Consider the following 23,749-nt stretch of genomic DNA (forward strand, 5'->3'; position numbering starts at 1 on the left):
GGCATGAGTTCATCTATACCTGCACCTGCTCCGAAACTGCGCTGGGCCTATATGGACCACTGGCGCATCGACACGCCGCAAGGGCAACTGTCGCAATACACGTCGGTCAAGCGCTTCGACGCCTTCCTCAAGCAGATCTCGGCCATCGGCTACGAGGCCATCGAGACGTTCGACTTCCACCTGGGCCCGTTGCGCGAGCTGTTCGGCTCACTGGAAAATGCCCGCGCCTTCATGCAGGAGCGCGGCATCGACAAGGTACTGAGTCTGTTCCACGCGGTGATGTACGACGAACGCCAGAGCGCGCCGCACATCCGCAGCACGCATGACCACATCTTCAACTACGCCCAGCACATCATGCGCTCGAGCCAGGGCCTGGGCGTGGAAAACTTCATCGTCATGCCGGCGGGCCTGTACTACGACGTCGAACCGGTCACCGACGACAAGCTCAAGGCCTGCGCCGAGTTGTGGAACCGGGTGGGCAAGATGACGCTCGAATACGGCGTGAAAACCTGCTGCCACCACGAGTTCTTTTGCGGTATCCGCAGCGCCGAGGAGCTGCGCAAGTTCTACGAATACACCGACCCGCGCTACGTGTTCTTCTACTGCGACACCGCGCAGCACGTGATCGCCGGCGTCGATCCGGTGGACCTGTACCTGAAACTGCACGACCGCTGCGGCGGCTTCCACATGAAGGACACGCTCGACGTGGACCTGACCGGCGACTACCGCCGCAAGCCCGACGCCGAAGTGATGGCGCCCACCACGCCGCGCTGGTTCCACGAGATGGGCGTGCCGGGCGGGCTGGTGGACTTCCCGGCCATGCTCAAGGCCATGAAGGAGTGTGGCTACGAAGGCTGGGTGGGCGTGGAGCACGACAAGGCCGATGTCGGCGGGGGCAATTACCCGGAAAGCACGGCGCTGTCGGCGTGGTACATCCAGCACGTCCTGAAAAAAATCTACGCCTGAATTTACCGCTAAGCGAGGAACAACATGACACAACAGATCAAATGGGGCTACGCCGTCAACCAGTGGAAAGCCGGCTTTACCAGCTTCGCGCGCCTGGAAGAAATCGAACGTGCACTGAAGGTGACTGCCGCCTGCGGCTTCTCGGCCGTGGAACTCAATGCCGGCAGCGGCCGCTGGGACCCGATCGGGCGCCCGGAAAACATCGACATCAACTTCGGCTCGCCCGAGCACTTCCGTCTCAAGTTGCGCGACTGGGGCATTACGCGCGTGGCCAGCACGTTCTTCGACTCGACCCTGATGAGCTTTGAGGAGCTGCACTTCGGCCTGTCCAGCACCGAGCCGGCCGACCATGCGCGCATCGTCGCGCAGGCGAAAATCCACGCCGCCATGCTGGCGCAACTGGGCGGCGAATTGCTGGTGGTGCGTCCGTTCCCGTCGTTCTGGAAGGAGGGCGCTTTGAACGCCGAGCGGATGGCGGCAGCGGCCGACTGCTGGAACCAGGTCAGCGCCATGGCGGCGGCACTGGGGCTGAAAACCGTGCTGCACATCGACGCGCTGTCGGCGCTGCGTACGGCCGACGAAATCGAACAACTGCTGGCGCTGTGCGATGCGGATAACGTGGGCCTGGCGTTCGACACGGCGGAACTGACCATCGCCGGCCACGACGTGGTGGCGCTGTACCGCCGCTTCCATCAACGCGTGCTGCACTTCCATTTCAAGGATGCGCTGGCGATCGACACGCTGGGCGAGTACCAGTTGCCCAACGCCGAGCGGGCGCTGATCGCGGCCGGCGGCGAACGTGAAATCCCGCGCTGGTTCGGCGAGATGGGTACCGGGCTGGTGGACTTCCCGGCGCTGCTGGCGGCCATGCGCGAACTCGGTTACGCGGGCTGGATCATCGTCGAAAGCGACAAGGGACCGGAACCGATCGCCACCGGCATGATGCTCAACAGCTGGTACAAGCAGAACGTACTGGATCGCCACGTGCGCTAAGCGCAGAAAGGACGCACCGTGAATCCGATCCAGACCGGAGGCCCCGCAGGCGCCTCCATCGCCACCGACCCGGCCCTCACCGGCGCACCGCGCGCGCGCCCGGGCGGCGCCGCGCAAGGCATCGCGCTGATGGCCGTGATGAGTATGCCCACCCTGGCGCTGGCCGCGCTGGTGCCGGGCCTGCCGCAGCTGTTCCGGCAGTTCTCGTCGGTGCCGCATTTCGAACTGCTGGTGCCGATGATTATCACAGTGCCATCCCTGTGCGTGGCGCTGTTCTCGGGCTTTGCCGGCGCCATTGCCGACCGCTGGGGGCGGCGCAAGCTGCTGCTGGTGGCGTTGATGGCGTTTTCGCTATTGGGCCTGGCCCCCATGTTGTTCGACAACCTGTGGCTGATCGTCGCCAGCCGGGTGGTGGTGGGCCTGGCCGAAGCGGCCATCCTCACCGTGGGCAATGCGCTGATGGGAGACTACTTCGAAGGCGAGCAGCGGCAGAAGTGGCTCGGCTACCAGAACATGTTCGCTCCCTTGATCGGCTCCGCCATCCTGCTGTCGGGCGGCTTTTTGGCCGGCATGCACTGGCGCTATCCGTTCCTGCTGTACCTGGCCGGCTTCGTGGTGTTTGCGCTGGCGCTGGCGTTCTGCCGCGAGCCGCAGCGCTCCACCGCCGATACGCGGGCGGCAGCGGGCGTGGCGGCCACGCCGTTCCCGTGGCGCGCCACCGTCCTGGTGTGCGGCGTGACGGTGCTGTTCTCGCTGGTGTTCTTCGTGCAGGCGGTGCAGCACGGCCGCATCTTCAACGACATGGGCGTGGCGTCGCCCGAGCGTATCAGCGTGCTGGCCACGGTGGCCAGCCTCGGCACGGTGCTGGGCGGTTACCTGTTCAAGCGCCTGACCGGGGTGTCGGTGCGCATGCTGTTGGCTACCTGCCTGGCGTTTTACGGTGTCAGCTATGTCGGCGTGGCGTTCGCGCCCAACCTGGCGCTCGGGCTGCCGCTCGACGCGCTGGGGCAGGTCGGCGGCGGCTTGCTGCTGCCGTCGCTGGTGACGTGGGCACTGCTGCATTACGGTTTCGAGCATCGCGGGCGCGGCATGGGCCTGTGGGGCGGCGCCTTTTTCCTCGGGCAGTTTCTCAGCCCGCCGCTGGTCTCGCTGATCGGCGTGTTCACCCCCAGTTTCCTGGCCAGCGTGGCAGTGATCGGCGTCCTGTGCCTGATCGTTGCCGTTGTCCTGGTCTTCAACCATACCAAGGATCATTGAGATGAAATTTGCAGCTTGTATCGAATGGATGTTCACGGAAGCCGGCGACGACCTGCCGGCCCGCATCCACGCCGCCCACAAAGCCGGCGTCACCGGCGTCGAATTCCACCTGTGGCGCGAAAAGCCGATCGAGGCCATCGCCCGCGCCGCCGACGCCACCGGCGTGCGCGTGCGCAGCTTTTGCGTGGAGCCGCGCCGCAGCCTGGCCGATCCCGCCGATCACCAACAGGTGCTCGCAGCCGTGGCCGACGCGATTCCGGTCGCGCTTCAATTGAACGGCGCCGCCATGGTGCTGGCCTCCGGCTTTACCCGCCCCGACGTGCCGGTGCAGGAGCAATTCGACGCCGTGGTTGCGGTATTGAAGCGCGCCGCCGCCATGGCGCAGGCAGCGGGCGCCGTGCTGTGGCTTGAGCCGGTGTACATGGTGGTGGGCGGCCAGCGCATGTTCGTCGACACCATCGGCCGTGGCCTCGACATCGCTGCGGCCGTGGACAGCCCGGCACTGCGCGTGCTGGCCGACGTGTTCCACTCGGCGCAAACGGCCGAGGACCTGGCGGCCGCCATCGGCGACCGCATGCCGTACGTCGGCCACGTGCAGGTGGCCGACACCGATGGCCGCCACGAGCCGGGTACCGGCGGCATCGACTGGCCGGGTGTGATGCGGGTGCTGAAGGAGAAGGGGTACCAGGGCGAGATCGGCCTTGAATACTTCCCGACCGTGGGCGCCGAGGAATCGCTGGCATTGACCAGGCGGGCGTTGGGGCTGGCGGCATGACGTCTGGACGACTCGATTCACCAATGCGCCGGCGCGTGCTTGGCGCGGTGGGAGCGCTGGCGGCTGTGGCTGCTTCCACGGCGGCGGTCAGCGCCCCGGCCATGGGCCAGGCGCAGGCACGGACGCCGGTGATGGCAGCGTCGGGTACGCCGCGCAGGCGGCTGCGGCAGGGCATTACACCGCACCTGTTCGGCGCCACCATGGATGAAACCTGCCGCATGGCGGCCGCGCTGGGCATCGAGGGACTCGACTTCGCCAGCGACCCGGCCGACTGGCCGTTGATACGCCAGCACGGCTTGATGGTGTCGCTGCTGCGCGTCGATTACGGCGGCGGCATCTCACGCCCCGGCCGTGCGCCGGCCGGCCCGGCCGGCTGGAACGCCATCGGCACGATCGAGCGTGATGGCTTGTTCGAAGCGGCGCTGCACGACCGCATCGACGCGGCGGCCGCCAACCGGATCCCGAGCATCATCGTCACCTGCGGCGAACGTGGCGCCATCGGCTACGACGAAGGCAAGCGCAATGCGATTGCCTTCCTGCGCCGGGTGGCGCCGCACGCCGAAGCGCGCAAGGTGCTGCTGGTGATGGAGAACATCAACACCGGCCACACCGGCGGCCCGCCCGCGCCGCCGGGCAGCATGTTCGACCACCTGCCGTGGGGGCTGGACGTGGCAACGCAGGTGGGCTCGCCGTCGGTCAAGCTGCTGGTGGACCTGTACCACGCCCAACTCATGGACGGCAACCTCACCAACTTCCTGCGCCAGCACATGCCGCTGATCGGCCACTTCCACACCGGCGGCGTGCCGGGCCGGCACGAGATCGACGAGACGCAGGAGCTGAACTACCTGCACCTGGCGACGACGATCGCCGATGCGGGATTTACCGGTTTTGTCAGCCATGAGTGGACGCCGTCGGCGGGGCAGGACAAGGTGGCGGTGTTGCGCAAGTGTGTGGATATTATTGACGTGTAGCGGATTCACAGTGGCAGGCTGGTGCAGCTGCGCGCGATGCGCATCCGCAATATCCTTGTCTTTAGAGTAACAAGGCCTTACACTGGACCTGTAAGGCCATCCGTTCTCGTTCAACATCTCCAGCGAACCTCTATGCAAGCACTACTCAGGATTTCGATATTCCTCATTGTCGTTTCGGGCCTGTCGCCAGTGGCGATTGCACAGCCAGCCAATGGAGCCGCAACCGAGTTCGTTTTACGCCAAAACGTCGGCAGTAACTTGAAAACGTTGGGACTGGCGACGGCACGGAAAACCCAGACCTTCGCCATCCTTGTCAGCGGCATGGGAATGCTTGGAGCTGAACGGCTGGTATCGAAAGAGCTGGACTATCATGCGCCGCAATTCCAGGGACAATGGAACGACAACCTTGCCAAGGCTTATGCTCAAAACTTTACGTCGGAAGAGCTGAAGTCACTTGCATCGGAAGGGCGAAATTCCAGATATTTTGGCAAGTTAAGCGAAAAGCAGGCAGTCGTGGGCGACAGCATGCAGCGCATGAGTGCACCTGTTTTAACCGCATATGTTTCCGCAGCGCTGTACAGTGCATTTTCCAAGATGCCCGCTAAATAACAGGAAAAATAGCGAAGTCCTCAGGAGCTGCCTTAGGTGGATCTATTGAGGTGGCTGCCCATTGGAAGCCCCCAACCCCGCATCGACCGGCAAATTCACCCCGGTAATCAAACGTGCGTCGTCACTGGCAAGAAACGCCATCGCCGCTGCCACCCCGTCCGGATCTTCCGGAGCGCCGAGCGGCATGCGTTCCTTGAACTTGGCGACCAGTTCCGCATCCTTGAGCATGTCTTCGGTGAGCCCGGTCCTGGTGAAACTGGGATTGACCGCGTTGACGCGTACACCATCCTTGGCCGCATCGAGCGCCATCGCGCGCACCATATTGCTGACGGCGCCTTTCGACGTGTTATAGGCGAACATTTCCCAATCGCCGCCCAACCCCGAGACGGACGAGGTCATGACGATGGCGCCGCGTGTTTTGACGAGTTCCGGCATCGCGGCCTTGGCCATGTGGAAATAGCCGCTGACATTGACGGCCATTACGCGATCGAAGTCTGCTTCGCTGGTCTGCATGATGTCGCCTTCGCTGCCGATGCCGGCGTTGTTGATCAGGACATCGAGCCCGCCGAAGCGCTCGACAGTGGCCTTGACGGCATTGGTCGCGGTCTCCTGGTGGGCGGTGTCACCGACCTGCACCAACACGCAGTCTTGCGGGAATTTCGATGCGACTTGTTTGAGGGCGTCTGCATCGATATCGAGCATGGTGACACGGGCGCCTTCGTCGAGGAAGCGGCGGGTGGCCGACAGGCCCATGCCGGAGGCGGCGCCGGTGATCAGTACGGTTTTGTCTTTGAAACGGGTCATCTGGTTCCTTTCATGGAGGTCTGTTAGTTCAAGAAAATCTTGTAATAACGTTAGCACAGCCATTGGAAACGTCGCATTTCGGTACTCGCAGGCAATCGAATGATTTGACACCGGTGGCCGCATGCTATTCTGGCCGCAAGATAAAAATACCAACCTTGCTCACCTATGCATATTCTAAAAATCGGTTTGATATTGGCTACCGCCGCCGCTCCGCTGACCGGGTTTGCCCAGGTGTTGGACAACGCTATGGCCAAGGTGTCCGAGGTTAATGTCCAGCGCTCCGGTGACAATGAGTACCAATTGACCTTAAAGAGCTACCGCAGCAGCAATGTGACAGCCGGGCAGGAGGAACTGATGCCGAAAGCAGCCCAATTGTGCGCGCCCCGCAGCGCGTCTTTCGGCAGGTACTCGTTTAACATGACAGAGCAGATCGCCGGCGCCAAGGACAAGCCGGGAATGCTGGTGCTGCGACAGGATATTGAGTGCGGTGCTGCTGCTTCGGCGGCGCCGCCGGCCGCTGCGCAAGCCGGCACCGCACCAGGTGCTGCAACGGAAGAACAAGTCCGTCGGGTCGAGGAGCAAAGCCGGCTTTACTTTGACGCCAGAGACCAGGGCGAATACACCCTTGCGTACGAGGTGCTGGCTGCGAGCGCGAAACACGCCACTTCTTTCGAGGCCTGGAAGGGCATCAAGCAGGCCTTCAATGCCAAGGCCGGAGCAGCGCAGCAGCGCACCATTTCCAAAATAACGTGGTATCGCAATCCGCCCCAGGTCGAACCGGGGCTGTACGCGGCAGTGGATTTCACCAGCAAATTTGCCGAGATCGATATTCATTGCGGATTTTTGGCGTGGCGCGAGCAGTCCGATGGCCAGTTCGTCCTGGTTCGAGAGGAAGAAAATTATATCGACAAGCAAACGCAGCAAAGGCTCAAACCAGATGATATCGAGAAGGTGCGACAGCAGTTCAGGTGCAAGTAGACTTGTATACGAAAGGATCCGCCATGAAAAACCAGATCATCCTCAACCTGCCGGTGCAAGACCTGGCCAGGTCCAAAGCGTTCTTCGCTGCGCTCGGCTTTACCTTCAGTGACCGCTTCAGCGGCGAGAACGCGGTGTTCATGAACATCGTCGGCGACACCATCCAGGCCATGCTGACGACCGAGCCATTTTTTGAATCGTTGATCGGCAAGCCGGTCGCGCAGGCGAAGCAGGCCAACGAAGTCGTGATCTGCCTGAGCTGCGACAGCCGCGAAGAAGTCGATACCCTGATCGCCAAAGCCGTTGCCGCCGGCGGCCGCACGCCGCACCCGCCGGAAGACCATGGCTTCATGTACGACCAAGGTTTCGAGGACCTCGATGGCCACCTGTGGAACCTGGTGTGGGTGGCTGAGGAAGCCTGAACCGATGCTCCGTTATCGGGCCGGCATCGGCATCACCGTCGCCAGCCGCAGCGTCCCGACCACCGCCACCACCAGCAGCCCCAAAAACAGCGGCAGAACCTGCAAATACGCACTGGCATAACGCAGCGCGTCGGCAGTCTCCATCTGCACGCCGTGGAAGAACAGCAGCCCGCCCAGCGCCACGCCGAAGGCGGCGGCGATCTGCTGCACGGCGGTGAACATGCCGGCGGCCACGCCGGCTTCCGACATCGGCACATCCTGCAGCGTGGCGTTCGAGAGCTGCGGACCGCACAGGCCCATCCCCAGTCCCATGCCCAGCTGCGCCAGCGCCAAAGGCCAGTGCAGCAGCACGCCGCCGTGCACCGACCACGCGGTCAGGCACAGGCTGGTGGCGGTGACCGACACGCCGACCAGCATCACGCGCACGCCCAGCAGGCGGTGCAGGCGCGGCCCGATCAGGGTGATGCCGCCCATCGCGCCCACGGCAATCGGCGCGCACGCATACGCCATTTGCGAGGCGCTCAAGCCAATACCCGTTTGCAGCACGAAGGTCATCACCAAGAGGTAGCCGGGCAGCACCGGGTTGATGCACAGGGTGCACAGCAGTCCCAGGTTCACCTTGCGCAGCTTGAACAGGTCCAGCGGCACCAGCGCATCGCCGCGCGCGGCCTGGCGCCAGCGCAGGTATTTCACGGTGGCCCAGGCCAGCGGCAGCGCGGCCGCCAGCAGCACCATCAGGCCCACCGGCCAGCCGCGCGACGGGCCTTCGATCAGCGGTGCGAGCACCGCGAACAGCACGGCCACCGTCAGCGCGGCGCCGGTCAGATCCACAGGCGTGGCGTTGACGCCGCGTCCCGCCGGCAGCAGCGCGATGCCGGCGGCAATGCTGAACAGGCCGATGGGCAGATTGATCAGGAACGTCAGGCGCCAGCCCAGACCGAACCAGTTGGCGTCGATCAGCAGGCCGCCCACGATGGGACCCAGCGCAGCGGAGAAGCCGCCCAGAAAGCCGAAGATCGTGTACACCTTGTAGCGCTGGTCGGGCGGGTACATCACCTGCACCAGCGCCATCACCTGCGGCACCATCAGCGCCGCACTCACACCCTGCGCCACGCGCGCCAGTTGCAGCGACAGCGCATCGGGCGCCAGCCCGCACGCCATCGAGGTAATCGTAAACAGCACGATCCCGATCAGGAACATGCGGCGGTAGCCGAAGCTGTCGCCCAGGCGGCCGCCCACGATCAGCAGCACCGCGAACGCGGTGGCATAGCCGGCAATGATCCATTCCAGCGCGGCCTTGTCGGCGCCCAGTGTTTCGCCGATCGACGGGATGGCGACGTTGATGATGGTGGTGTCCAGCAGGTCCATCACGAAAGCCAGCGCCACGGCGATCAGGGCCAGGGTACGGCGGCGTGGCGAAAACGAGGCGGCGGCGGCAAAAGCGCTGCCCTCCGAACCTTTGACGGCAGGATGCATAGGTAATTCCCGAATTGTGAAGTTGATTAGACGAGCGTGGCGGCGTTGATGATCTTGTCGCGGATCCAGGCGATGGCAGGATCGTTGGTGCGGTGCTTATGCCATTGCAGCATCTGCACCAGGCGCGGAATGCGCGGCGGCGGCTCCCACAGCTTGATCGGCATGGTCTCCCGCGCGCGCTCGGCGATGCGGCGATGGACGGTGGCGATGCGGTCGGTGCCGACCACCAGCGCGGGCAGGGCGCTCATGCTGGGCACCGTCACTTCCACCCGGCGCTTGACATCGAAGCTTTCCATGAACCAGCCGTCGAACGTGGCCAGCGGGTTGGTGTGGGTGTTGATGAAGGTGGCGATCACGTGGCCGCAGGCCAGGTAGTCATCGAAAGTGAGCCGGTCGCGCACGCGCGTGTTGCCCTCCCACGTCACGCATAGGTAGTCTTCCTCGAACAGCGCGGCCGACGGGTGCTCCTTGGCCAGGTACTGCGACGGGATCACCAGGAAGTCGGCCTCGCCCTGTTCCAGCACCTCGGCGGGGCGGTCGGTCTGGTCGCGCAGGCGGATGCGCATGCCGGGCGCTTCGCGGTACAGCGCTTCGAGCAGCGGCGGGATCAGCACCGCCGTGGTGTAATCGGACACCAGCAGGGTAAAGGTGCGGGTCTCGGTGGCGGGATCGAACAGCGGCTGGGCGGCGATGGTGGTGTCTATGCGCATGAGGATCTCGCGCACCGGCTCCACCAGCTCCTTGGCGCGCGGCGTCAGGATCAATTGCCGCCCCGACGGCACCAGCAGCTCGTCGTTGAAGTAGGCGCGCAGGCGCGCCAGTGCGCTGCTGGTGGCCGGCTGGCTGAGGAAAATCTTTTCCGCCGCGCGGCTGATATTGCGCTCGGCCAGCAGCGCGTTGAGCGCCACCAGCAGGTTCAGATCGAGTTTATTGAAACGCATGGAGTCTCCGCGAGGTCAGGCCGAGGCGCGCACGATCAGCGCGTGTTGCAGGATCAGCGATTCGGCCGGTTCGCCGGCCAGGCGCTTGAGCAGCAGTTCGGCCGCCGCCGCGCCGAGTTCGCGCACCGGCTGGGCGATGGTGGTGAGCGCCGGTTCGAACACCTGCGCCACCGGGATATCGTCGAAGCCCATCACCGCCACGTCCTCGGGCACGCGCCGGCCCACGCGGCGGAAGGCCTTGATGGCGCCGATGGCCAGCGTGTCGGCCACCGCGAAGACGGCGGTGGGCGGCGCTTCGAGCGCCAGCAGCGCGCCAGCCGCTTCCATGCCATGCACATAGTCGGTGCCGCGGGCGATGCGCACCAGTTGCGGATCCACCGGCAGGTTGGCGCGGCGCAGCGCGTATTCGTAGCCGTCGTGGCGCTGGCGCGCCCACATATAGTCTTCGCTGGCGCTCAGCAGCGCAATGCGCTGGTGGCCACGATTGATCAGGTACTGCACCGCGTCGATGGCGGCTTGCCGGTGGTCGATGCTCACGCTGGGTACCTCGCTGTCGCCCACGTGTTCGGAGCAGGCCACCCACGGCAGGTCGGGAATCTCGCACAGCAGCGGCTTGAGGTCGGCGTAGCGCGCCAGGCTGATCACGCCGTCGGCCAGCTTGTTGTACAGCGAATCGAGTTCCGCGCTGTGGCGCGACAGCGTTTGCGAGGCTTCGGCGATCACCAGGCCGTAGCCGCGCTGGCGCGTGACCGACTCCACGCCCTTGATGATTTCGGCGAAATACGGGTTGGCGAAGTCCGGCACCAGCACCAGCAGCAAACGGGTTTCGCCGCGCATCAGGCTGCGCGCCAGCGCATTGGTGCGATAGCCCAGCTCCTCGACTGCCGCCTCCACCCGTGCCCGCGTATCGGCGTTGACTGCCTTGGTGCCATTGAGTACCCGCGAGACGGTGGCGATCGACACGCCGGCCGCGCTGGCAACTGCTGAAATCGAGGCCAGCTTGGGGGCGGGAAGTACTTTGGATTTGGCGGACATGGTATGCAAGGCTGGGAAAAGTTTTCCCAATATAGCGGAAAAAGTGGCCCAGGTGGCGCTATCGAGCTATTGAAGATATGGATACGACATATCCACAGAATGCGTGCCTCCGTGATGCTTTTTTGATTGGGCGCATGGCGGGAAAGCGCTATCATCATTTCAGGCTTTCAACGCCATCATAAAAAAGGAGACAGGCAATGCGTAGTGAATTTTCCACGGAGGGGGGCGCCGTGCCAACGGCGCGACGACAGGCGGACTGGCGCCAGGGCTGGATACTGGTGTTCTCAGGCTTCCTGCCGGTGATGGCGATTATCGCCCTGGCGCCCACTTTGCCCACGCTGCTCGCACACTTTTCGGACGTGCCCAATGCCAAGCTGATGGTGCCTCTGCTGATCACGGCGCCCAGCGCCTGTATCGCGCTGTTCGCCCCGGCCGCCGGCGCGATTGCCGACCGTTTCGGGCGCCGCCGGCTGCTGCTGTGGGCCATGGCACTGTATGGTCTCGGCGGCCTGATGCCCTTCCTGATCGATAATTTCTGGGCCGTGGTGGCCGGGCGCGTGGTGATCGGCATCGGCGAAGCCGGCGTGCTCACGGTGGTCAATACGCTGCTGGCGGACTACTACGAGGAAAAGGACCGCCACCGCTGGCTGATGATACAGGGCGTGGTGGGCTCGATGCTGGGCACCATCACCATTGCCTGTTCCGGCTTCCTGGCCGCGCAGGGTTGGCAGTACCCGTTCCTGGTGTACGCCGTGGCCATTCCGATCTTCCTTGCCAGCCTCGCTTACCTGTTCGAGCCGGAGCCGCGCAAGAAGCCGGTGACGTCCACCGGCGCACCGGTCGCCGCCACGCCGTTCCCGTACCTGATCGGCCTGCTGGTATGCGGCGTCACCGTGGTGCTGTCCACCATCTACTACGTCCAGGTGATCAACTTCTCGCTGCTGCTCAAGGAGCTGGGCGTGGTCGATCCCAAGTCGATCGGCTTGAGCATGGCCATCCCCAGCATCGGCGTGCCGCTCGGCGCCATCGTGTTCAAGTTCACCACGCGCTTCGGCGCCGGCGCGCAGATTTTCCTGGTGTTCGTGTGCTATGCCATCGGCCTGGGTGGCATCGGCATGGCACCCGACTACAAGGTGGCGCTGGCCTTTGCTTTTGTCCAGCAACTGGCCAACGGCATCATCGTGCCGGCGCTGATCGCCTGGGCGCAGAGCAAATTCTCGTTCGAGCACCGCGGCCGTGGCATGGGCTGGTGGGCCAGCTCGTTCTTCGTGGCGCAGTTCCTGTCGCCGGCCGTGGTCAACGCCATGCGCGGCTGGACCGGCAACCTGCAGGGCGCGTTTGTCGCCTTCGGCATCATCGCCGCCGTGTGCGCACTGATCGCCTGCCTGCTGCGGCTGCGGCCACGCGTGCCTCCCGCTTCCAACGCAGCAGCATGACCTTCACTTTTCAGACTTCGAGGTTTACCATGACACCACAACACAACATCAAGCGCGGCGTATCGCTCTACAGCTACCAGTACGAGACCTTCCTGCGCAAGATGACGCTTGACGACTGCATCGCCCACGCCGCCAGCCTGGGCGCCAACGGCATCGAAGTCGTGAGCGAACAATCGTTCACCGGCTTCCCCAACGTGCCGCCCGAGCAGATCGCCGGCTGGTTCGCGTCGCTCGAGCGCCACGGCGCCTACGCCCAGTGCCACGACATGTTCCTGGACGTGAAACTCTATAAGGACCGCAAGCTCAATCACGAGGAAATGGTGGCGTCGCTCCAGCGCGACCTGCGCTTTGCCAAGGCGATCGGTTGCCGCAAGGTGCGCGTAATCGTCAACACGCCGCCCGAGGTGGTGGTGGCCTGCGTGCCGCTGGCCGAGGAGCTCGACGTGCGCATGGGCATCGAAGTGCATTCGCCGTTCCACTTCGACCACCCGTGGATCCTGCGCTACACCGAACTGACACGCGCCACCGGCTCCAACCACGTGGGCTATGTGCCCGACATGGGCATGTACATCAAGAATTACCCGCCGGTGTTCCGCGACCGCTTCCTGCGCCTGGGCGCCACGCCCAAGGTCGTGGACTACATCCTCGAAGCGCACCAGGCGCGGGTGCTGCCCGACTACGTGCTGATGGACGTGCGCAAGATGGGCGCCAACCCGGTGGACCTGCAAATGGCCGAATCGCTGCGCCATAATATCTGGAGCAATCCGCGCCGCCTGCTCGAGTTCATGCCGTGGATTTTCAATATCCACGCCAAGTTCTACGAGATCGACGACAGCGGCAAGGAGCCATCGATTCCGTACGACGAAATCATCGCGGTGCTGATCGAAGGCGGCTACGACGGCCACCTCTCGAGCGAATACGAAGGCCAGCGCCATATCGAGGATGCCTTCGAAGTCGATGGACGCGAACAGGTGCGCCGTCAGCAGGAAATGTTCAAGCGCCTGCTGGGCGAAGCTTAAAGAAAAACAGGAGACCGACCATGTACGATCAACACATCATTTATCCGGGCAGCGTCAAAAATACCGCCGACGGCTGGCAACTGGGTGCGCGGCTGCCGTACTATCGCGGCCAGATCCTCTCCGCCGTGGAAGACATCGCGCTGACCGTGGACGGCGTCAAGGTGCCGCGCGAGAACGTGCGCTTCACCGTGCGCGGCAAAACCCGCACGCTCGACGAAGTGGAAACCACCTATGACGAACGCTGGGAATTCGGCGAAGTGGCCGAGGTGTCGGTGCTGCAGCCGGGCGGCCTGTCCGCCGGCGCGCACACGGTAACGGCGGCGGTGCAGCTGCGCATCTCGTACCTGCCGTGGAGCCCCGTCACCACCTGCACCATCGATACCACCATCACGGCGTGAGGAACAGCATGGCCACCACCATCAAGGGACCGGCGATTTTCCTGGCGCAGTTTGCCGGCGAAGCTGCACCTTTCAACAGCTGGCACGCCATCACCAAGTGGGCCGGCGACCTCGGTTACCAGGGCGTGCAGGTGCCCACCAACGACGCCCGGCTGTTCGACCTGGCGCTGGCAGCGCAAAGCAAGACCTATTGCGACGAGATGGCCGGCATCGCCCGCGCCAACGGCGTGGCCATCACGGAACTGAGCACCCACTTGCAGGGCCAACTGGTGGCCGTGCATCCGGCCTACGACGAAGCGTTCGACGGTTTCGCCCCGGCCGAGCTGCGCGGCAATCCGGCGGCGCGCCAGCAATGGGCGGTGCAGCAGATGCTGCTGGCGGCCAAGGCGTCCGCCAACCTGGGCTTGACGGCGTCGATCAGCTTTTCCGGCGCGCTGGCCTGGCCGTTCGTCTATCCGTGGCCGCAGCGCCCGGCGGGGCTGATCGAGTCGGCCTTCGACGAGCTGGCGCGGCGCTGGACGCCGATCCTCGACGCCTACGGCGAGGCCGGTGTCGATCTGGCCTTCGAACTGCATCCGGGGGAAGACCTGTTCGACGGCGCCACCTTCGAGATGCTGCTCGAGCGCGTGAACCACCATCCGCGCCTGGCGATCGCCTACGATCCTTCGCACTTCCTGTTGCAGCAGCTCGACTACCTGGGTTTCATCGACCGCTACCACGACCGCATCAAGGTCATGCACGTCAAGGATGCCGAGTTCCGTCCCGATGCGCGCCAGGGCGTGTATTCCGGCTACCAGCCGTGGGTGGACCGCGCCGGGCGGTTCCGGTCGCTGGGTGACGGCCAGGTGGACTTCAAGGCCATCTTTTCGAAGTTCGCCCAGTACGGCTTCGAGGGCTGGGCGGTGCTGGAATGGGAGTGCTGCCTCAAGCATCCGGAGCAGGGCGCGGCCGAAGGCGTGGCGTTCATTCGCGACCACATCATCCGCGTGACCGACAAGGCGTTCGACGATTTCGCCGGCAGCGCAACCGACGCGGGCCGCAACCTGCGCATGCTGGGCATCGCCCAGGCAGCGTAGCGAACACAGGGAGCCATGATGGAACAAGCAGCGATTTTTCCCGGCCGCGTGCGGCTGGGCATGGTGGGCGGCGGCGAGGGCGCCTTTATCGGCGCCGTGCACCGCCACGCGGCGCGGCTCGACGACCGCTACGAACTGGTGGCCGGCGCACTGTCGTCGAGCGCCGAAGCGGCGCGCCGTTCCGGCCTGGCGCTGGGGCTCGATCCGGCGCGTACCTACGACAATTACGAGCAGATGGCATGCGCCGAGAGCGCGCGCCCGGACGGCATCGAGGCGGTGAGCATCGTCACCCCCAACCACCTGCACGCGCCGGTGGCCAAGGCGTTCCTGGAAGCGGGCATCCACGTCATCTGCGACAAGCCGGTCACCACCAACAGTGCGGACGCCCGCATGCTGGCGGCACTGGCGCAGGAGCGCGGCCTGATCTTCGCCGTCACCCACAACTACTCGGCGTATCCGCTGGTGCGCCACGCGCAGCAGATGGTGCGCGAAGGGCAGCTCGGCACCATTCGCGTGGTGCAGGTGGAGTATGCGCAGGACTGGCTAGCCGCGCCGCTCGAACAGAGCGGGCAAAAGCAGGCGGCGTGGCGCACCGACCCGGCCAAGGCCGGTGGCGGCGCGATCGGCGACATCGGCTCGCACGCCTGGCAACTGGCGGACACCATCGTGGGTGTGCCGGTCGAGGCGTTGGCGGCGGAACTGACTTCCTTCGTACCGGGGCGGATTATCGACGACAACGTGCAGGTGCTGCTGCGGTATGCGGGCGGCGCGCGCGGCATGCTGTGGGCCAGCCAGGTGGCGCCGGGCCATGCCAATGAGCTGCGCATCCGCGTGTTCGGCAGCGCGGGCGGTATCGAATGGGCGCAGCAGCAGCCGAACGAATTGCGCTGGACCCCGTTGGGCGAACCCACGCGCATCATCACGCGCGGCAGCACCGCCATGAACGCAGCGGGTGCGCGCGTGAGCCGCATCCCGGCCGGCCACCCGGAGGGGTATATCGACGCCTTTGCCGCGCTGTATTCGGAAATCGCCAGCCACCTGCTGGCGCGCAGAAGCGGCGGCGATCCCGGCGCCGCGCATTTTCCGACCATTGCCGACGGCTTGCGCGGCGTGCTGTTTATCGAAACCGTACAGGCATCGTCTTGCTGCGGTGGTGCGTGGACGCCTATGCTCTCCTAGCGACGTCCTGCCAAAGCGCACCATCTTCGCCCCGCCGGCCTCGCGCTCGCGGGGCTTTTTTTCGCGTGGATTTTTGTTCGTCTATCCGCTTCGTGAATGGATGCTATCCAAACTATCGGCTATGGGAAAACACGGGTAAGCGCATATCATTTTTTTGCCCGCACATAAACGGCACCAATAAAACAAAGCGGCATCCCCAGAAGTGCCGCGCCATCCACAGGAGACATTCATGCACAACCCCAAGCTGACATCGATCGCCAAGGCACTGCTTGCCGCCGGCGTCATATCCACCGCTACCGCCACCGCGATGGCCGACGAAGCGCAACCGAAGCCGCAAGGCGGCATCGCTGAAGTGATCATCACCGCGCAAAAGATCGCCCAGCCGGCCAGCAAGACGCCGCTGGCGCTGTCGGTGCTGTCCGGCGAAGACCTCAAGAACGCCGGTACCGTCGATCCGCGCGCGCTGGCCGAGAGCCTGCCCGGCGTGGAAATCGCCCAGGAAAGCGGGATGCTGCAAGTGTCGATCCGTGGCGTGACCAGCCTCGATATGACCGAGAAAGGCGATCCGTCGGCTGCCTTCCACGTCGATGGCGCCTACGTGCCGCGCTACGAAGCGCAGGCTGCCGCGTTCTTCGACCTCGATCGCATCGAAGTGCTGCGCGGCCCGCAAGGCACGCTGTACGGCCGCAACGCCACCGCCGGCGCGATCAACCTGATCACCAACAAGCCGACCCGCAAGCTCGAAGGCAAGGTCGGCGTGGAGCTGGGCAACTACGGCACCCGCCGCTACGACGCCGTGCTCAACGTGCCGCTGGGCGACACCTGGGCCATGCGCGCCGCCCTCAACGGCAACAAGCACGATACCTATCTGCTGCCAGGCCCGAACACGATCCCGCTCGAGAGCCAGGACGACAAGTCGGCGCGCGTGCACCTGCTGGGCAAATTCACGCCGACCACCAGCCTGCTGCTGACGGCGGAGCGCAACGAGATCGGCGGCGGCGCGGCCTCGCCGGTACCGATCACGAACTTCTTCACCGGCACCCTGGTCGGTACGCTGCCCTTTACGGCGCCGGGCCGGGGCAATCATATCCAGAACCCGGTGTACGTGGACCGTGGCACCGATGTCCAGCGCACTGCCGCCTGGCCGTTCAAGCAGGACGCCGGCTCGCACCGCGACAACCGGGCGGACTCGCTGCGCGGCGAATTCAAGACCAGCCTGGGCGCCACCGAGTTGACGTACCAGCTGGCGCAGATGAAGCTCAAGCTCGACCAGTTGAACAACGGCGTGTATTTCGGCTTCCCGTTCACCACCCTGAACGTGGGCGACAGCAAGGCCATCTCGCACGAGTTGCGTTTGAATTCCACCGGCGACGGCCCGCTGCGCTGGGTGGTGGGCGCCTACAAGTTCGACGAAGACATTTTCCGCCGCGCGGCCTACACCACCTACGTCACCGCGCCGTTCGGCAGCTTCAATATCGTGCTGCCGTTCCTGGCCACGCTCAACAACAAGTCGCAAGCGGTCTTCGGCCAGGCCACGTATGCGCTGCGCCCGGACACCCGCCTGACCGTCGGCGTGCGCCACACCAAGGACCGCAAGTCCGGCTATGACCCACTGAGCGGCGAAGCTGCCGTGCCGCCGGCCACCACCAGCAGCAAGGCTTACGCCGAAGATGTCCGCTTCAGCAATACCAGCTTCAAGGTGGGCGTGGACCACGACCTGCGCGACAACCTGATGTTGTACGCGAACGTCTCCACCGGCTACAAGGCTGGCGGCTTCAACGCCGAAGCCGACACCGGCGTGTACCGCCCCGAGACCCTGCGTTCGTACGAGGCAGGCCTGAAAGGCCGCTTCTTCGAAAACAATATGCAATTGTCGGCCAATGTGTTCCACTACAATTACAAGGACCAGCAGCTGACGGTGACCACCTGCCGCACCAACGATCCCTCGACCTGCCATTCGTTCACCACCAACGCCGCCAACTCCACCGTCAATGGCGTGGAAATCGAAGGCAAGCTGCGCGTGGGCCAGGACGGCATGTTGCGCGCCAACTGGGCCGCTACCGACGCCAAGTTCAAACGCTACATCGTCTCGCCGACCATCGATTTCTCGGGCCAGAAGCTCGATCGCGCGCCGACGTCCACCATCGGTCTCGGTTACACCCACAAGTTTTCGCTCGAGAGCGGCGGCGAGATCGCGGCCACCATCGGCACCCGCCATTCGACCTCGTACTACATCAGCGACCCAACCGAAAACATCCGCTACCGCCAGCCCAGCTATCACAAGTCCGACGCTTCGATCGGTTATGAAAGCGCGGCCGGCAACTGGAACGTGCAGCTGTTCGTCAAGAACATCGAAGACATGGTCAAGATCGAAAGCCGCGTGCCGGGCTCCTTCTTCATCAGCGATCCGCGCACCTACGGCATCCGCGCGGCCTACAACTTTTAATCACTGCCATGTTCAAATACTTCCCCACCAATTACGTCTGGAACCTGTCGGTAGACCTGGCCATCGAAATGGGCGCGCGCATCGGCGAGATCGAGGAAATGTGCGCGCCGCTGCAAGACGCCGCGCGCCAGCCCGATGCCGAGGGTACGCGCGCCTTCCGCGAAAGCTGGGCGCGCATGGCCGACAAGCTGTGCGACCTGGCCGGGGAGGACGAGCAGCGCGGCCGCCTGATCTCGGCCGGCGACAAGTACTCGCGCGCGGCCATCTACTACCTCACGGCGGAACGCCTGCAGGCGCACGGTGCGCCGGGCCGGGCGGCGTTGTACCGTCGCTTCCTCGACGTGTTCGCCAAAGGCATCGCGCTGGCCGGCGAAAACTGCCAGCGCGTCGAGATTCCTTACGACGGCGGCATGCTGTCGGCGCTGTACGTGCGCGCCGAAAATGTGACCGGACCGGCGCCTCTGCTGGTGCAGGTCAACGGGCTCGACTCGACCAAGGAGATGAAATACCGCGTGGGCCTGCCACGCTGGCTGGCGCAGCGCGGCGTGTCGTCCCTGGTGGTCGATCAGCCGGGTACCGGCGAAGCGCTGCGCCTGCACGGTATGACGGCGGTATATGACAGCGAACGCTGGGCCAGCAAGGTGGTCGATTGGCTGGAAACTCACGCCGACGTCGATCCACAGCGCATCGGCATGGAGGGCGTGTCATTGGGCGGCTATTACTGTCCGCGCGCAGTCGCCTTCGAGCCGCGCTTCGCCTGCGGCGTGGTGTGGGGCGCCAACCACGACTGGCGCGACGTGCAGAAGAAGCGCCTGGCGAAAGAGGGCAGCTTCCCGGTGCCGCATTACTGGGAGCACGTGCGCTGGGTGTGGGGTGCGCAAGACATGGACGACTTCATGCGCATTGCCGAAAACGTCCACCTTGATGGCGTGCTCGATCGCATCCGCGTGCCGTTCCTGGTCACCCACGGCGAGAAAGACTCGCAGATCCCGCTGGCCTGGGCCGAGCGCACGTACGAACAACTGGTCAACAGCCCCCGGCGCGAGCTCAAGGTGTTCACCGCGCGCGAGGGCGGCGTGCAGCACTCGAGCTTTGACAACTCGGCCAACGCCGGCGCCTACATCGCCGACTGGGTGGCCGAAACCCTGCGCGGCCGCACCTCACTTTAACCTGAAGGAATCACCATGAACATTACCGGACTCGAAGGCCTGGTTTTCGGCGTCGATGATGTCGCCGCCTGCACCCAGTATCTGACCGACTACGGCCTCGAACCGATCGGCGCCGGCCGCTTCGAAGCGCTCGACGGCACGGCCATTACCATCGCCGCAGCGGATGCGACGCACTTGCCGCCGGCGCTGGGCACCGGCAGCATGCTGCGCAAAACCATCTACGGCGTGGCCGACCAGGCCACGTTGGCGGCCATTGCCGCCGAACTGCGCACCGACCGCGAAGTGAAACAGCTGGCCGACGGCAGCATCGAAGCGCTCGACGACATGGGCTTTCTGCTCGGCTTCCAGCTGACCGCGCGCCGTGCGCTCGACCTGCGCGCCGAAGCGGTCAACGCGCCGGGCGCCAGCGTGCGCCGGCCGCTCAATATCCCGGCCGTGAACGAGCAGGCCGAAGCGCGCCCGCGCACGCTGTCGCACGTGGTCTACTTCGTGCCCGACGCAGCCAAGGCGGAGGCGTTTTACACGGGTCGCCTCGGGTTTCGCTGCACCGACCGGCTGCTGGGCGCCGGGCCGTTTTTGAAGCCGGCCGGCACCGACGACCACCACACGCTGTTCCTGATCCAGACCCCGCCGTTCATGAAGGGCTGCGAGCACTTCACCTTCCACATGGGCGGCCCCACCGAAGTGATGCTGGCCGGGACACGCTTCGTGAACAAGGGCTACCAGTCGTTCTGGGGGCCGGGCCGCCACAAGATGGGATCGAACTGGTTCTGGTACTTCAACAGCCCGCTGGGCTGCCACGTGGAATACGACGCCGACATGGACCTGCACGACGACGAGTGGGTGGCGCGCCAGGCGCCGATGAGCGCGGACGCCTCGCAGCTGTTCCTGTTCCAGTCGCGCGACAAGTGGGCGCCGGGCGGACCGCCGCCGGGCAAGGGCGGCCCACCAGTCGTGAAGGGGGTGTGACATGGGCCGCCAATTCATCGACCTGTCGATCTTCCTGGAAAACGAGGTGCTGTCCGACCCGCCACCGCTGGCGCCGAAGATCACGTACCAGAAGCACGCCGACACGCTGCACGAATTCATCGCCATGATCCCCGGCACCACTGCCGAGGATTACCCGGACGGTGAAGCGGCAGCGGTGGAGTGGGTCACCATGACCACGCACTGCGGCACCCACCTCGATGCGCCGTACCACTTCCACTCGACCATGGATGCGAAGACGGGCGAGAAAAAGGCGTCGATCACGATCGACGAGGTGCCGCTGGAATGGTGTTTCCAGCCCGGCGTGAAACTCGATTTTCGCCACTTCCCGGACGGCTACGTGGCCACGGCCGCCGACGTGGCAGCGGAGCTGGCGCGCATCGGCCACGACCTGCAACCGCTCGATATCGTGATGGTCAACACCCGCGCCGGCAGCCGGTACGGCAACAACGACTACATCTCGGCCGGATGCGGCATGGGCTACGAGGCCACCATGTACCTGCTCGAGCGCGGCGTGCGCCTGACCGGCACCGACGCCTGGAGCTGGGACGCGCCGTTCTCGTACACGGCGCAAAAAATCGCGGAGACGGGCAACAAGGCGCTGATCTGGGAAGGCCACAAGGCCGGCCGCGACATCGGCTACTGTCACCTGGAAAAGCTGCACAACCTGGAAGCCTTGCCGGCGCACGGCTTTTACGTGAGCTGCTTCCCGCACAAGGTGCGGCGCGGTTCGGCCGGCTGGACCCGGGCGGTGGCCATCGTCGACGATGCGCTGCTGGCATTGCCCCGGAGCGCGGCATGAAGTTCGCCTCGCTGCGCTGCGAAGACCCGGACGGGCGCCTGTTGCTGGTCTCGAGCGACGCCAGCCGCGCGCTCGACGCCAGCCTGGTGGCGCCAAATTTGCTCACGGCCCTGCAACGCTGGGACCAGGTCGCGCCGGCCTTGCAGGCGCTGTCCGACCGCCTCAATGACGGTAGCTATCCGGCCACGTTCTCGTTCGATCCCCATGCCTGCGGCGCACCGCTGCCGCGCAGCTACCAGTGGTGCGACGCCTCGGCCTTTCTGCACCACGGCCGGCTGATGGAGCAGGCGTTCAATACGCCGCCGATACCCGACTTCGACACCATCCCCGTGATGTACCAGGGCGCCTCCGACGATTTTCTCGGCGCGCGCGATCCCGTGCCGCTGCCCGACGAGCGCCTGGGCATCGACTTCGAGGGCGAGTTCGGCGTGTTGGTGGACGCGGTGCCGATGGGCGTGACGGCGCAAGCCGCGCACCAGCGCATCCGGCTGCTGGTGCAGCTCAACGACTGGAGCCTGCGCGCGCTGGGGCCGCGCGAAATGAAAAGCGGCTTCGGCTTCCTGCAGGCCAAGCCATCGACCAGCTTCGCGCCGCTGGCCATCACGCCCGACGAACTGGGTGAGAACTGGCGCGACGGCCGGGTGCAACTGAACCTGGAAGTGCACCTGAACGATACGCCGTTCGGCCGCCCCCACGGCGGCGAGATGAATTTCAGCTTCGGCCAGCTGGTGGCCCACGCCGCCCGCACGCGCAAGCTGTCCGCCGGCACCGTGATCGGTTCGGGCACGGTATCGAACCGGTCGCGCGAGGCGGGCAGCGCCTGCATTTCCGAGCGCCGCGTGCTCGAGATGATCGATCGCGGCGAAGCGCACACGCCGTTCATGCACTTCGGCGACCGCGTGCGCATGGCCGCCACCGACACCCGGGGCGGGCGGCCGTTCGGCGTGATCGACCAGCGCGTGGTGCGGGCCGGGTAGGGCGCCAGTCCCTATCGCAGGGGACCGGCGACCGCCGCCGGCTCCGCATGCCCCAGTTCCGCCAGCAGCCACTGCTTGAACCGCACTAGTGCCGCATGCCGGTGCTGGCTGCGCGGGTGGACCAGGTAGTGGCCCACGTAGCGCACCGAGGTGGTCTGCCCGCGCAGCGGCGCCACCAGCCTGCCGCTGGCCAGCTCGCGTTCGGCCAGCAGGGTCGATTCCATCACCACTCCCAGGCCATCGACGGCAGCCGCAATCGCCATCGCGCTGCGGTCGAACGCCAGCGCGAAGTCGCCCGGTGTGCGCAGGTTGTTGGCGTCGAACCAGCCGCGCCACTGCACCGACTGGCCGTCGCTCTGGATCAGCGGCAGACCATACAGATCCTGGGCCGTCGTGATGCGCGCGGCCAGTGCCGGGGTACACAGCGGCGTCAATTCTTCGATCACCAGCGGCATCGCCTCGTGCATCGACGCCGCCGGCGCGCCGTACACCACGTCGATATCGTAGTCGTCGTTGTCGAACTTGGCATAGCGGGTGTCGGCGGAGAAGCGCAGGTTGATACCCGGGTGGTCGGCCACGAAGCGCGCCAGGCGCGGCATCAGCCACTGGGTACCGAACGACGGCGCCGTGTGCAGCCGCAGCGGCATTTCCTTCGCTTCCGGGCGCGCCTGCTGGAACCCGCGCTGCATTTCATCGAAGCCCCGCTGCACGTGCGCCAGCAGCAGCCGGCCTTCGTGGGTCAGGGTGATGGCCCGCGTGGTGCGCACGAACAGCGTCAGGTTCGCCGATTCCTCGAGCTTCCTGATCGCGTGGCTCACCGCGCTGCGCGACAAATCCACTTCCACCGCCGCCGCCGCGAACGACCCGGTGCGCCCGGCCGCCTCGAAAATCCGCAGCGCCGTCAACGGCAGGCGCTTGAATGGATTGATTGGTGAATTCAGTTCATCAACCGGTGCAAAAGAATCGTTTGTCGTGGTCATAGTTTTACGTAAAAATCCGGTTCAGTGATAGCAAGGCGTGCACAGGTGAATAT

The 23,749-nt window shown here is 65.0% G+C and carries 23 protein-coding genes; 18 read left to right on the forward strand and 5 right to left on the reverse strand.

Going from position 1 to position 23,749, the window contains the following annotated elements:
- Window positions 1-3: 3 nt before the first annotated feature.
- The 6 genes from F8197_RS00905 to F8197_RS00930 all read left to right on the forward strand — a co-directional run bounded on the left by F8197_RS00905 (window position 4) and on the right by F8197_RS00930 (window position 5,571).
- Window positions 4-966 carry a sugar phosphate isomerase/epimerase gene (locus tag F8197_RS00905; protein ID WP_227012003.1) on the forward strand — a complete coding sequence of 321 codons (963 nt, stop codon included), beginning with the start codon at window positions 4-6 and terminating at the stop codon, window positions 964-966.
- Between the two features lie 24 nt (window positions 967-990).
- Window positions 991-1,959 (forward strand): sugar phosphate isomerase/epimerase, encoded by a 969-nt coding sequence (locus F8197_RS00910; RefSeq protein ID WP_152879237.1) that lies wholly within the window; start codon window positions 991-993, stop codon window positions 1,957-1,959.
- An 18-nt stretch (window positions 1,960-1,977) separates the two neighbouring features.
- A complete protein-coding gene (locus F8197_RS00915; protein WP_152879239.1) occupies window positions 1,978-3,216 on the forward strand; it encodes an MFS transporter in 1,239 nt (412 codons plus the stop codon).
- A 1-nt stretch (window position 3,217) separates the two neighbouring features.
- Window positions 3,218-3,991 carry a TIM barrel protein gene (locus tag F8197_RS00920; RefSeq protein ID WP_152879241.1) on the forward strand — a complete coding sequence of 258 codons (774 nt, stop codon included), beginning with the start codon at window positions 3,218-3,220 and terminating at the stop codon, window positions 3,989-3,991.
- On the forward strand, window positions 3,988-4,962 hold the full coding sequence (locus tag F8197_RS00925) for a TIM barrel protein (protein WP_152879243.1): 975 nt from the start codon (window positions 3,988-3,990) through the stop codon (window positions 4,960-4,962). The genes F8197_RS00920 and F8197_RS00925 overlap by 4 nt, the downstream gene beginning before the upstream one ends.
- Before the next feature lie 132 nt (window positions 4,963-5,094).
- On the forward strand, window positions 5,095-5,571 hold the full coding sequence (locus F8197_RS00930; protein ID WP_152879245.1) for a hypothetical protein: 477 nt from the start codon (window positions 5,095-5,097) through the stop codon (window positions 5,569-5,571).
- Window positions 5,572-5,613: 42 nt separating this feature from the next.
- Here F8197_RS00930 and F8197_RS00935 read toward each other — a convergent pair whose 3' ends face one another.
- Entirely contained in the window at window positions 5,614-6,375 is a 762-nt protein-coding gene (locus tag F8197_RS00935) for an SDR family NAD(P)-dependent oxidoreductase (protein WP_152879247.1), read from the reverse strand.
- A gap of 165 nt (window positions 6,376-6,540) precedes the next feature.
- On the opposite strand from F8197_RS00935, the gene F8197_RS00940 reads away from it, so the two are divergent.
- Entirely contained in the window at window positions 6,541-7,353 is an 813-nt protein-coding gene (locus F8197_RS00940; protein WP_152879249.1) for a DUF4019 domain-containing protein, read from the forward strand.
- 23 nt (window positions 7,354-7,376) lie between these two features.
- Window positions 7,377-7,775, forward strand: a complete 399-nt coding sequence (locus F8197_RS00945; RefSeq protein ID WP_152879251.1) for a VOC family protein — start codon at window positions 7,377-7,379, stop codon at window positions 7,773-7,775.
- A gap of 12 nt (window positions 7,776-7,787) precedes the next feature.
- On the opposite strand, the gene F8197_RS00950 is transcribed toward F8197_RS00945, so the two are convergent.
- Genes F8197_RS00950 through F8197_RS00960 form a run of 3 tightly spaced genes read right to left on the reverse strand, consistent with a single transcriptional unit; the run spans window position 7,788 to window position 11,227 of the window.
- The gene (locus F8197_RS00950) at window positions 7,788-9,251 is read right to left on the reverse strand and encodes an MFS transporter (RefSeq protein WP_152879253.1); all 1,464 of its coding nucleotides are present in this window, start codon (window positions 9,249-9,251) and stop codon (window positions 7,788-7,790) included.
- Window positions 9,252-9,277: 26 nt separating this feature from the next.
- Window positions 9,278-10,192 carry a LysR family transcriptional regulator gene (locus F8197_RS00955; protein WP_152879255.1) on the reverse strand — a complete coding sequence of 305 codons (915 nt, stop codon included), beginning with the start codon at window positions 10,190-10,192 and terminating at the stop codon, window positions 9,278-9,280.
- A 15-nt stretch (window positions 10,193-10,207) separates the two neighbouring features.
- Window positions 10,208-11,227, reverse strand: coding sequence for a LacI family DNA-binding transcriptional regulator (locus tag F8197_RS00960; RefSeq protein WP_152879256.1), 1,020 nt, complete (start codon window positions 11,225-11,227; stop codon window positions 10,208-10,210).
- Window positions 11,228-11,424: 197 nt separating this feature from the next.
- Between F8197_RS00960 and F8197_RS00965 the strand changes: the two genes are divergently transcribed.
- From F8197_RS00965 to F8197_RS01010, 10 genes are all read left to right on the forward strand, one after another.
- Window positions 11,425-12,663: an MFS transporter gene (locus F8197_RS00965; RefSeq protein WP_152879257.1), complete on the forward strand. Its 1,239-nt coding sequence runs from the start codon at window positions 11,425-11,427 to the stop codon at window positions 12,661-12,663.
- Between the two features lie 29 nt (window positions 12,664-12,692).
- Window positions 12,693-13,682 carry a sugar phosphate isomerase/epimerase gene (locus tag F8197_RS00970; protein WP_152879258.1) on the forward strand — a complete coding sequence of 330 codons (990 nt, stop codon included), beginning with the start codon at window positions 12,693-12,695 and terminating at the stop codon, window positions 13,680-13,682.
- Between the two features lie 20 nt (window positions 13,683-13,702).
- The gene (locus F8197_RS00975; protein WP_152879259.1) at window positions 13,703-14,080 is read left to right on the forward strand and encodes a DUF6379 domain-containing protein; all 378 of its coding nucleotides are present in this window, start codon (window positions 13,703-13,705) and stop codon (window positions 14,078-14,080) included.
- Window positions 14,081-14,088: 8 nt separating this feature from the next.
- Window positions 14,089-15,156, forward strand: coding sequence for a sugar phosphate isomerase/epimerase (locus F8197_RS00980; protein WP_152879260.1), 1,068 nt, complete (start codon window positions 14,089-14,091; stop codon window positions 15,154-15,156).
- A gap of 18 nt (window positions 15,157-15,174) precedes the next feature.
- Window positions 15,175-16,335 (forward strand): Gfo/Idh/MocA family protein, encoded by a 1,161-nt coding sequence (locus tag F8197_RS00985; RefSeq protein WP_152880737.1) that lies wholly within the window; start codon window positions 15,175-15,177, stop codon window positions 16,333-16,335.
- 229 nt (window positions 16,336-16,564) lie between these two features.
- A complete protein-coding gene (locus F8197_RS00990) occupies window positions 16,565-18,781 on the forward strand; it encodes a TonB-dependent receptor (protein ID WP_152879261.1) in 2,217 nt (738 codons plus the stop codon).
- 8 nt (window positions 18,782-18,789) lie between these two features.
- On the forward strand, window positions 18,790-19,950 hold the full coding sequence (locus tag F8197_RS00995; protein ID WP_152879262.1) for a S9 family peptidase: 1,161 nt from the start codon (window positions 18,790-18,792) through the stop codon (window positions 19,948-19,950).
- 15 nt (window positions 19,951-19,965) lie between these two features.
- Window positions 19,966-20,919 carry a VOC family protein gene (locus F8197_RS01000; RefSeq protein ID WP_152879264.1) on the forward strand — a complete coding sequence of 318 codons (954 nt, stop codon included), beginning with the start codon at window positions 19,966-19,968 and terminating at the stop codon, window positions 20,917-20,919.
- Between the two features lies 1 nt (window position 20,920).
- Window positions 20,921-21,739, forward strand: coding sequence for a cyclase family protein (locus F8197_RS01005; RefSeq protein ID WP_152879266.1), 819 nt, complete (start codon window positions 20,921-20,923; stop codon window positions 21,737-21,739).
- Window positions 21,736-22,716, forward strand: coding sequence for a fumarylacetoacetate hydrolase family protein (locus tag F8197_RS01010; protein ID WP_152879268.1), 981 nt, complete (start codon window positions 21,736-21,738; stop codon window positions 22,714-22,716). Before F8197_RS01005 ends, F8197_RS01010 begins: the two co-directional genes overlap by 4 nt.
- A gap of 11 nt (window positions 22,717-22,727) precedes the next feature.
- On the opposite strand, the gene F8197_RS01015 is transcribed toward F8197_RS01010, so the two are convergent.
- Window positions 22,728-23,696, reverse strand: coding sequence for a LysR substrate-binding domain-containing protein (locus tag F8197_RS01015; RefSeq protein WP_152879270.1), 969 nt, complete (start codon window positions 23,694-23,696; stop codon window positions 22,728-22,730).
- Between the last annotated feature and the right edge of the window lie 53 nt (window positions 23,697-23,749).

The organism is Duganella sp. FT27W (genome assembly GCF_009295655.1).
Classification (GTDB): domain Bacteria; phylum Pseudomonadota; class Gammaproteobacteria; order Burkholderiales; family Burkholderiaceae_D; genus Rugamonas; species Rugamonas zoogloeoides.

Coding starts and splice junctions, on each gene's coding strand:
- F8197_RS00905 (WP_227012003.1), top strand. CDS start 4: ATGAGTTCATCTATACCTGCACCTGCTCCGAAACTGCGCTGGGCCTAT.
- F8197_RS00910 (WP_152879237.1), top strand. CDS start 991: ATGACACAACAGATCAAATGGGGCTACGCCGTCAACCAGTGGAAAGCC.
- F8197_RS00920 (WP_152879241.1), top strand. CDS start 3,218: ATGAAATTTGCAGCTTGTATCGAATGGATGTTCACGGAAGCCGGCGAC.
- F8197_RS00925 (WP_152879243.1), top strand. CDS start 3,988: ATGACGTCTGGACGACTCGATTCACCAATGCGCCGGCGCGTGCTTGGC.
- F8197_RS00930 (WP_152879245.1), top strand. CDS start 5,095: ATGCAAGCACTACTCAGGATTTCGATATTCCTCATTGTCGTTTCGGGC.
- F8197_RS00935 (WP_152879247.1), bottom strand. CDS start 6,375: ATGACCCGTTTCAAAGACAAAACCGTACTGATCACCGGCGCCGCCTCC.
- F8197_RS00940 (WP_152879249.1), top strand. CDS start 6,541: ATGCATATTCTAAAAATCGGTTTGATATTGGCTACCGCCGCCGCTCCG.
- F8197_RS00945 (WP_152879251.1), top strand. CDS start 7,377: ATGAAAAACCAGATCATCCTCAACCTGCCGGTGCAAGACCTGGCCAGG.
- F8197_RS00950 (WP_152879253.1), bottom strand. CDS start 9,251: ATGCATCCTGCCGTCAAAGGTTCGGAGGGCAGCGCTTTTGCCGCCGCC.
- F8197_RS00955 (WP_152879255.1), bottom strand. CDS start 10,192: ATGCGTTTCAATAAACTCGATCTGAACCTGCTGGTGGCGCTCAACGCG.
- F8197_RS00960 (WP_152879256.1), bottom strand. CDS start 11,227: ATGTCCGCCAAATCCAAAGTACTTCCCGCCCCCAAGCTGGCCTCGATT.
- F8197_RS00965 (WP_152879257.1), top strand. CDS start 11,425: ATGCGTAGTGAATTTTCCACGGAGGGGGGCGCCGTGCCAACGGCGCGA.
- F8197_RS00970 (WP_152879258.1), top strand. CDS start 12,693: ATGACACCACAACACAACATCAAGCGCGGCGTATCGCTCTACAGCTAC.
- F8197_RS00975 (WP_152879259.1), top strand. CDS start 13,703: ATGTACGATCAACACATCATTTATCCGGGCAGCGTCAAAAATACCGCC.
- F8197_RS00980 (WP_152879260.1), top strand. CDS start 14,089: ATGGCCACCACCATCAAGGGACCGGCGATTTTCCTGGCGCAGTTTGCC.
- F8197_RS00985 (WP_152880737.1), top strand. CDS start 15,175: ATGGAACAAGCAGCGATTTTTCCCGGCCGCGTGCGGCTGGGCATGGTG.
- F8197_RS00990 (WP_152879261.1), top strand. CDS start 16,565: ATGCACAACCCCAAGCTGACATCGATCGCCAAGGCACTGCTTGCCGCC.
- F8197_RS00995 (WP_152879262.1), top strand. CDS start 18,790: ATGTTCAAATACTTCCCCACCAATTACGTCTGGAACCTGTCGGTAGAC.
- F8197_RS01000 (WP_152879264.1), top strand. CDS start 19,966: ATGAACATTACCGGACTCGAAGGCCTGGTTTTCGGCGTCGATGATGTC.
- F8197_RS01005 (WP_152879266.1), top strand. CDS start 20,921: ATGGGCCGCCAATTCATCGACCTGTCGATCTTCCTGGAAAACGAGGTG.
- F8197_RS01010 (WP_152879268.1), top strand. CDS start 21,736: ATGAAGTTCGCCTCGCTGCGCTGCGAAGACCCGGACGGGCGCCTGTTG.
- F8197_RS01015 (WP_152879270.1), bottom strand. CDS start 23,696: ATGACCACGACAAACGATTCTTTTGCACCGGTTGATGAACTGAATTCA.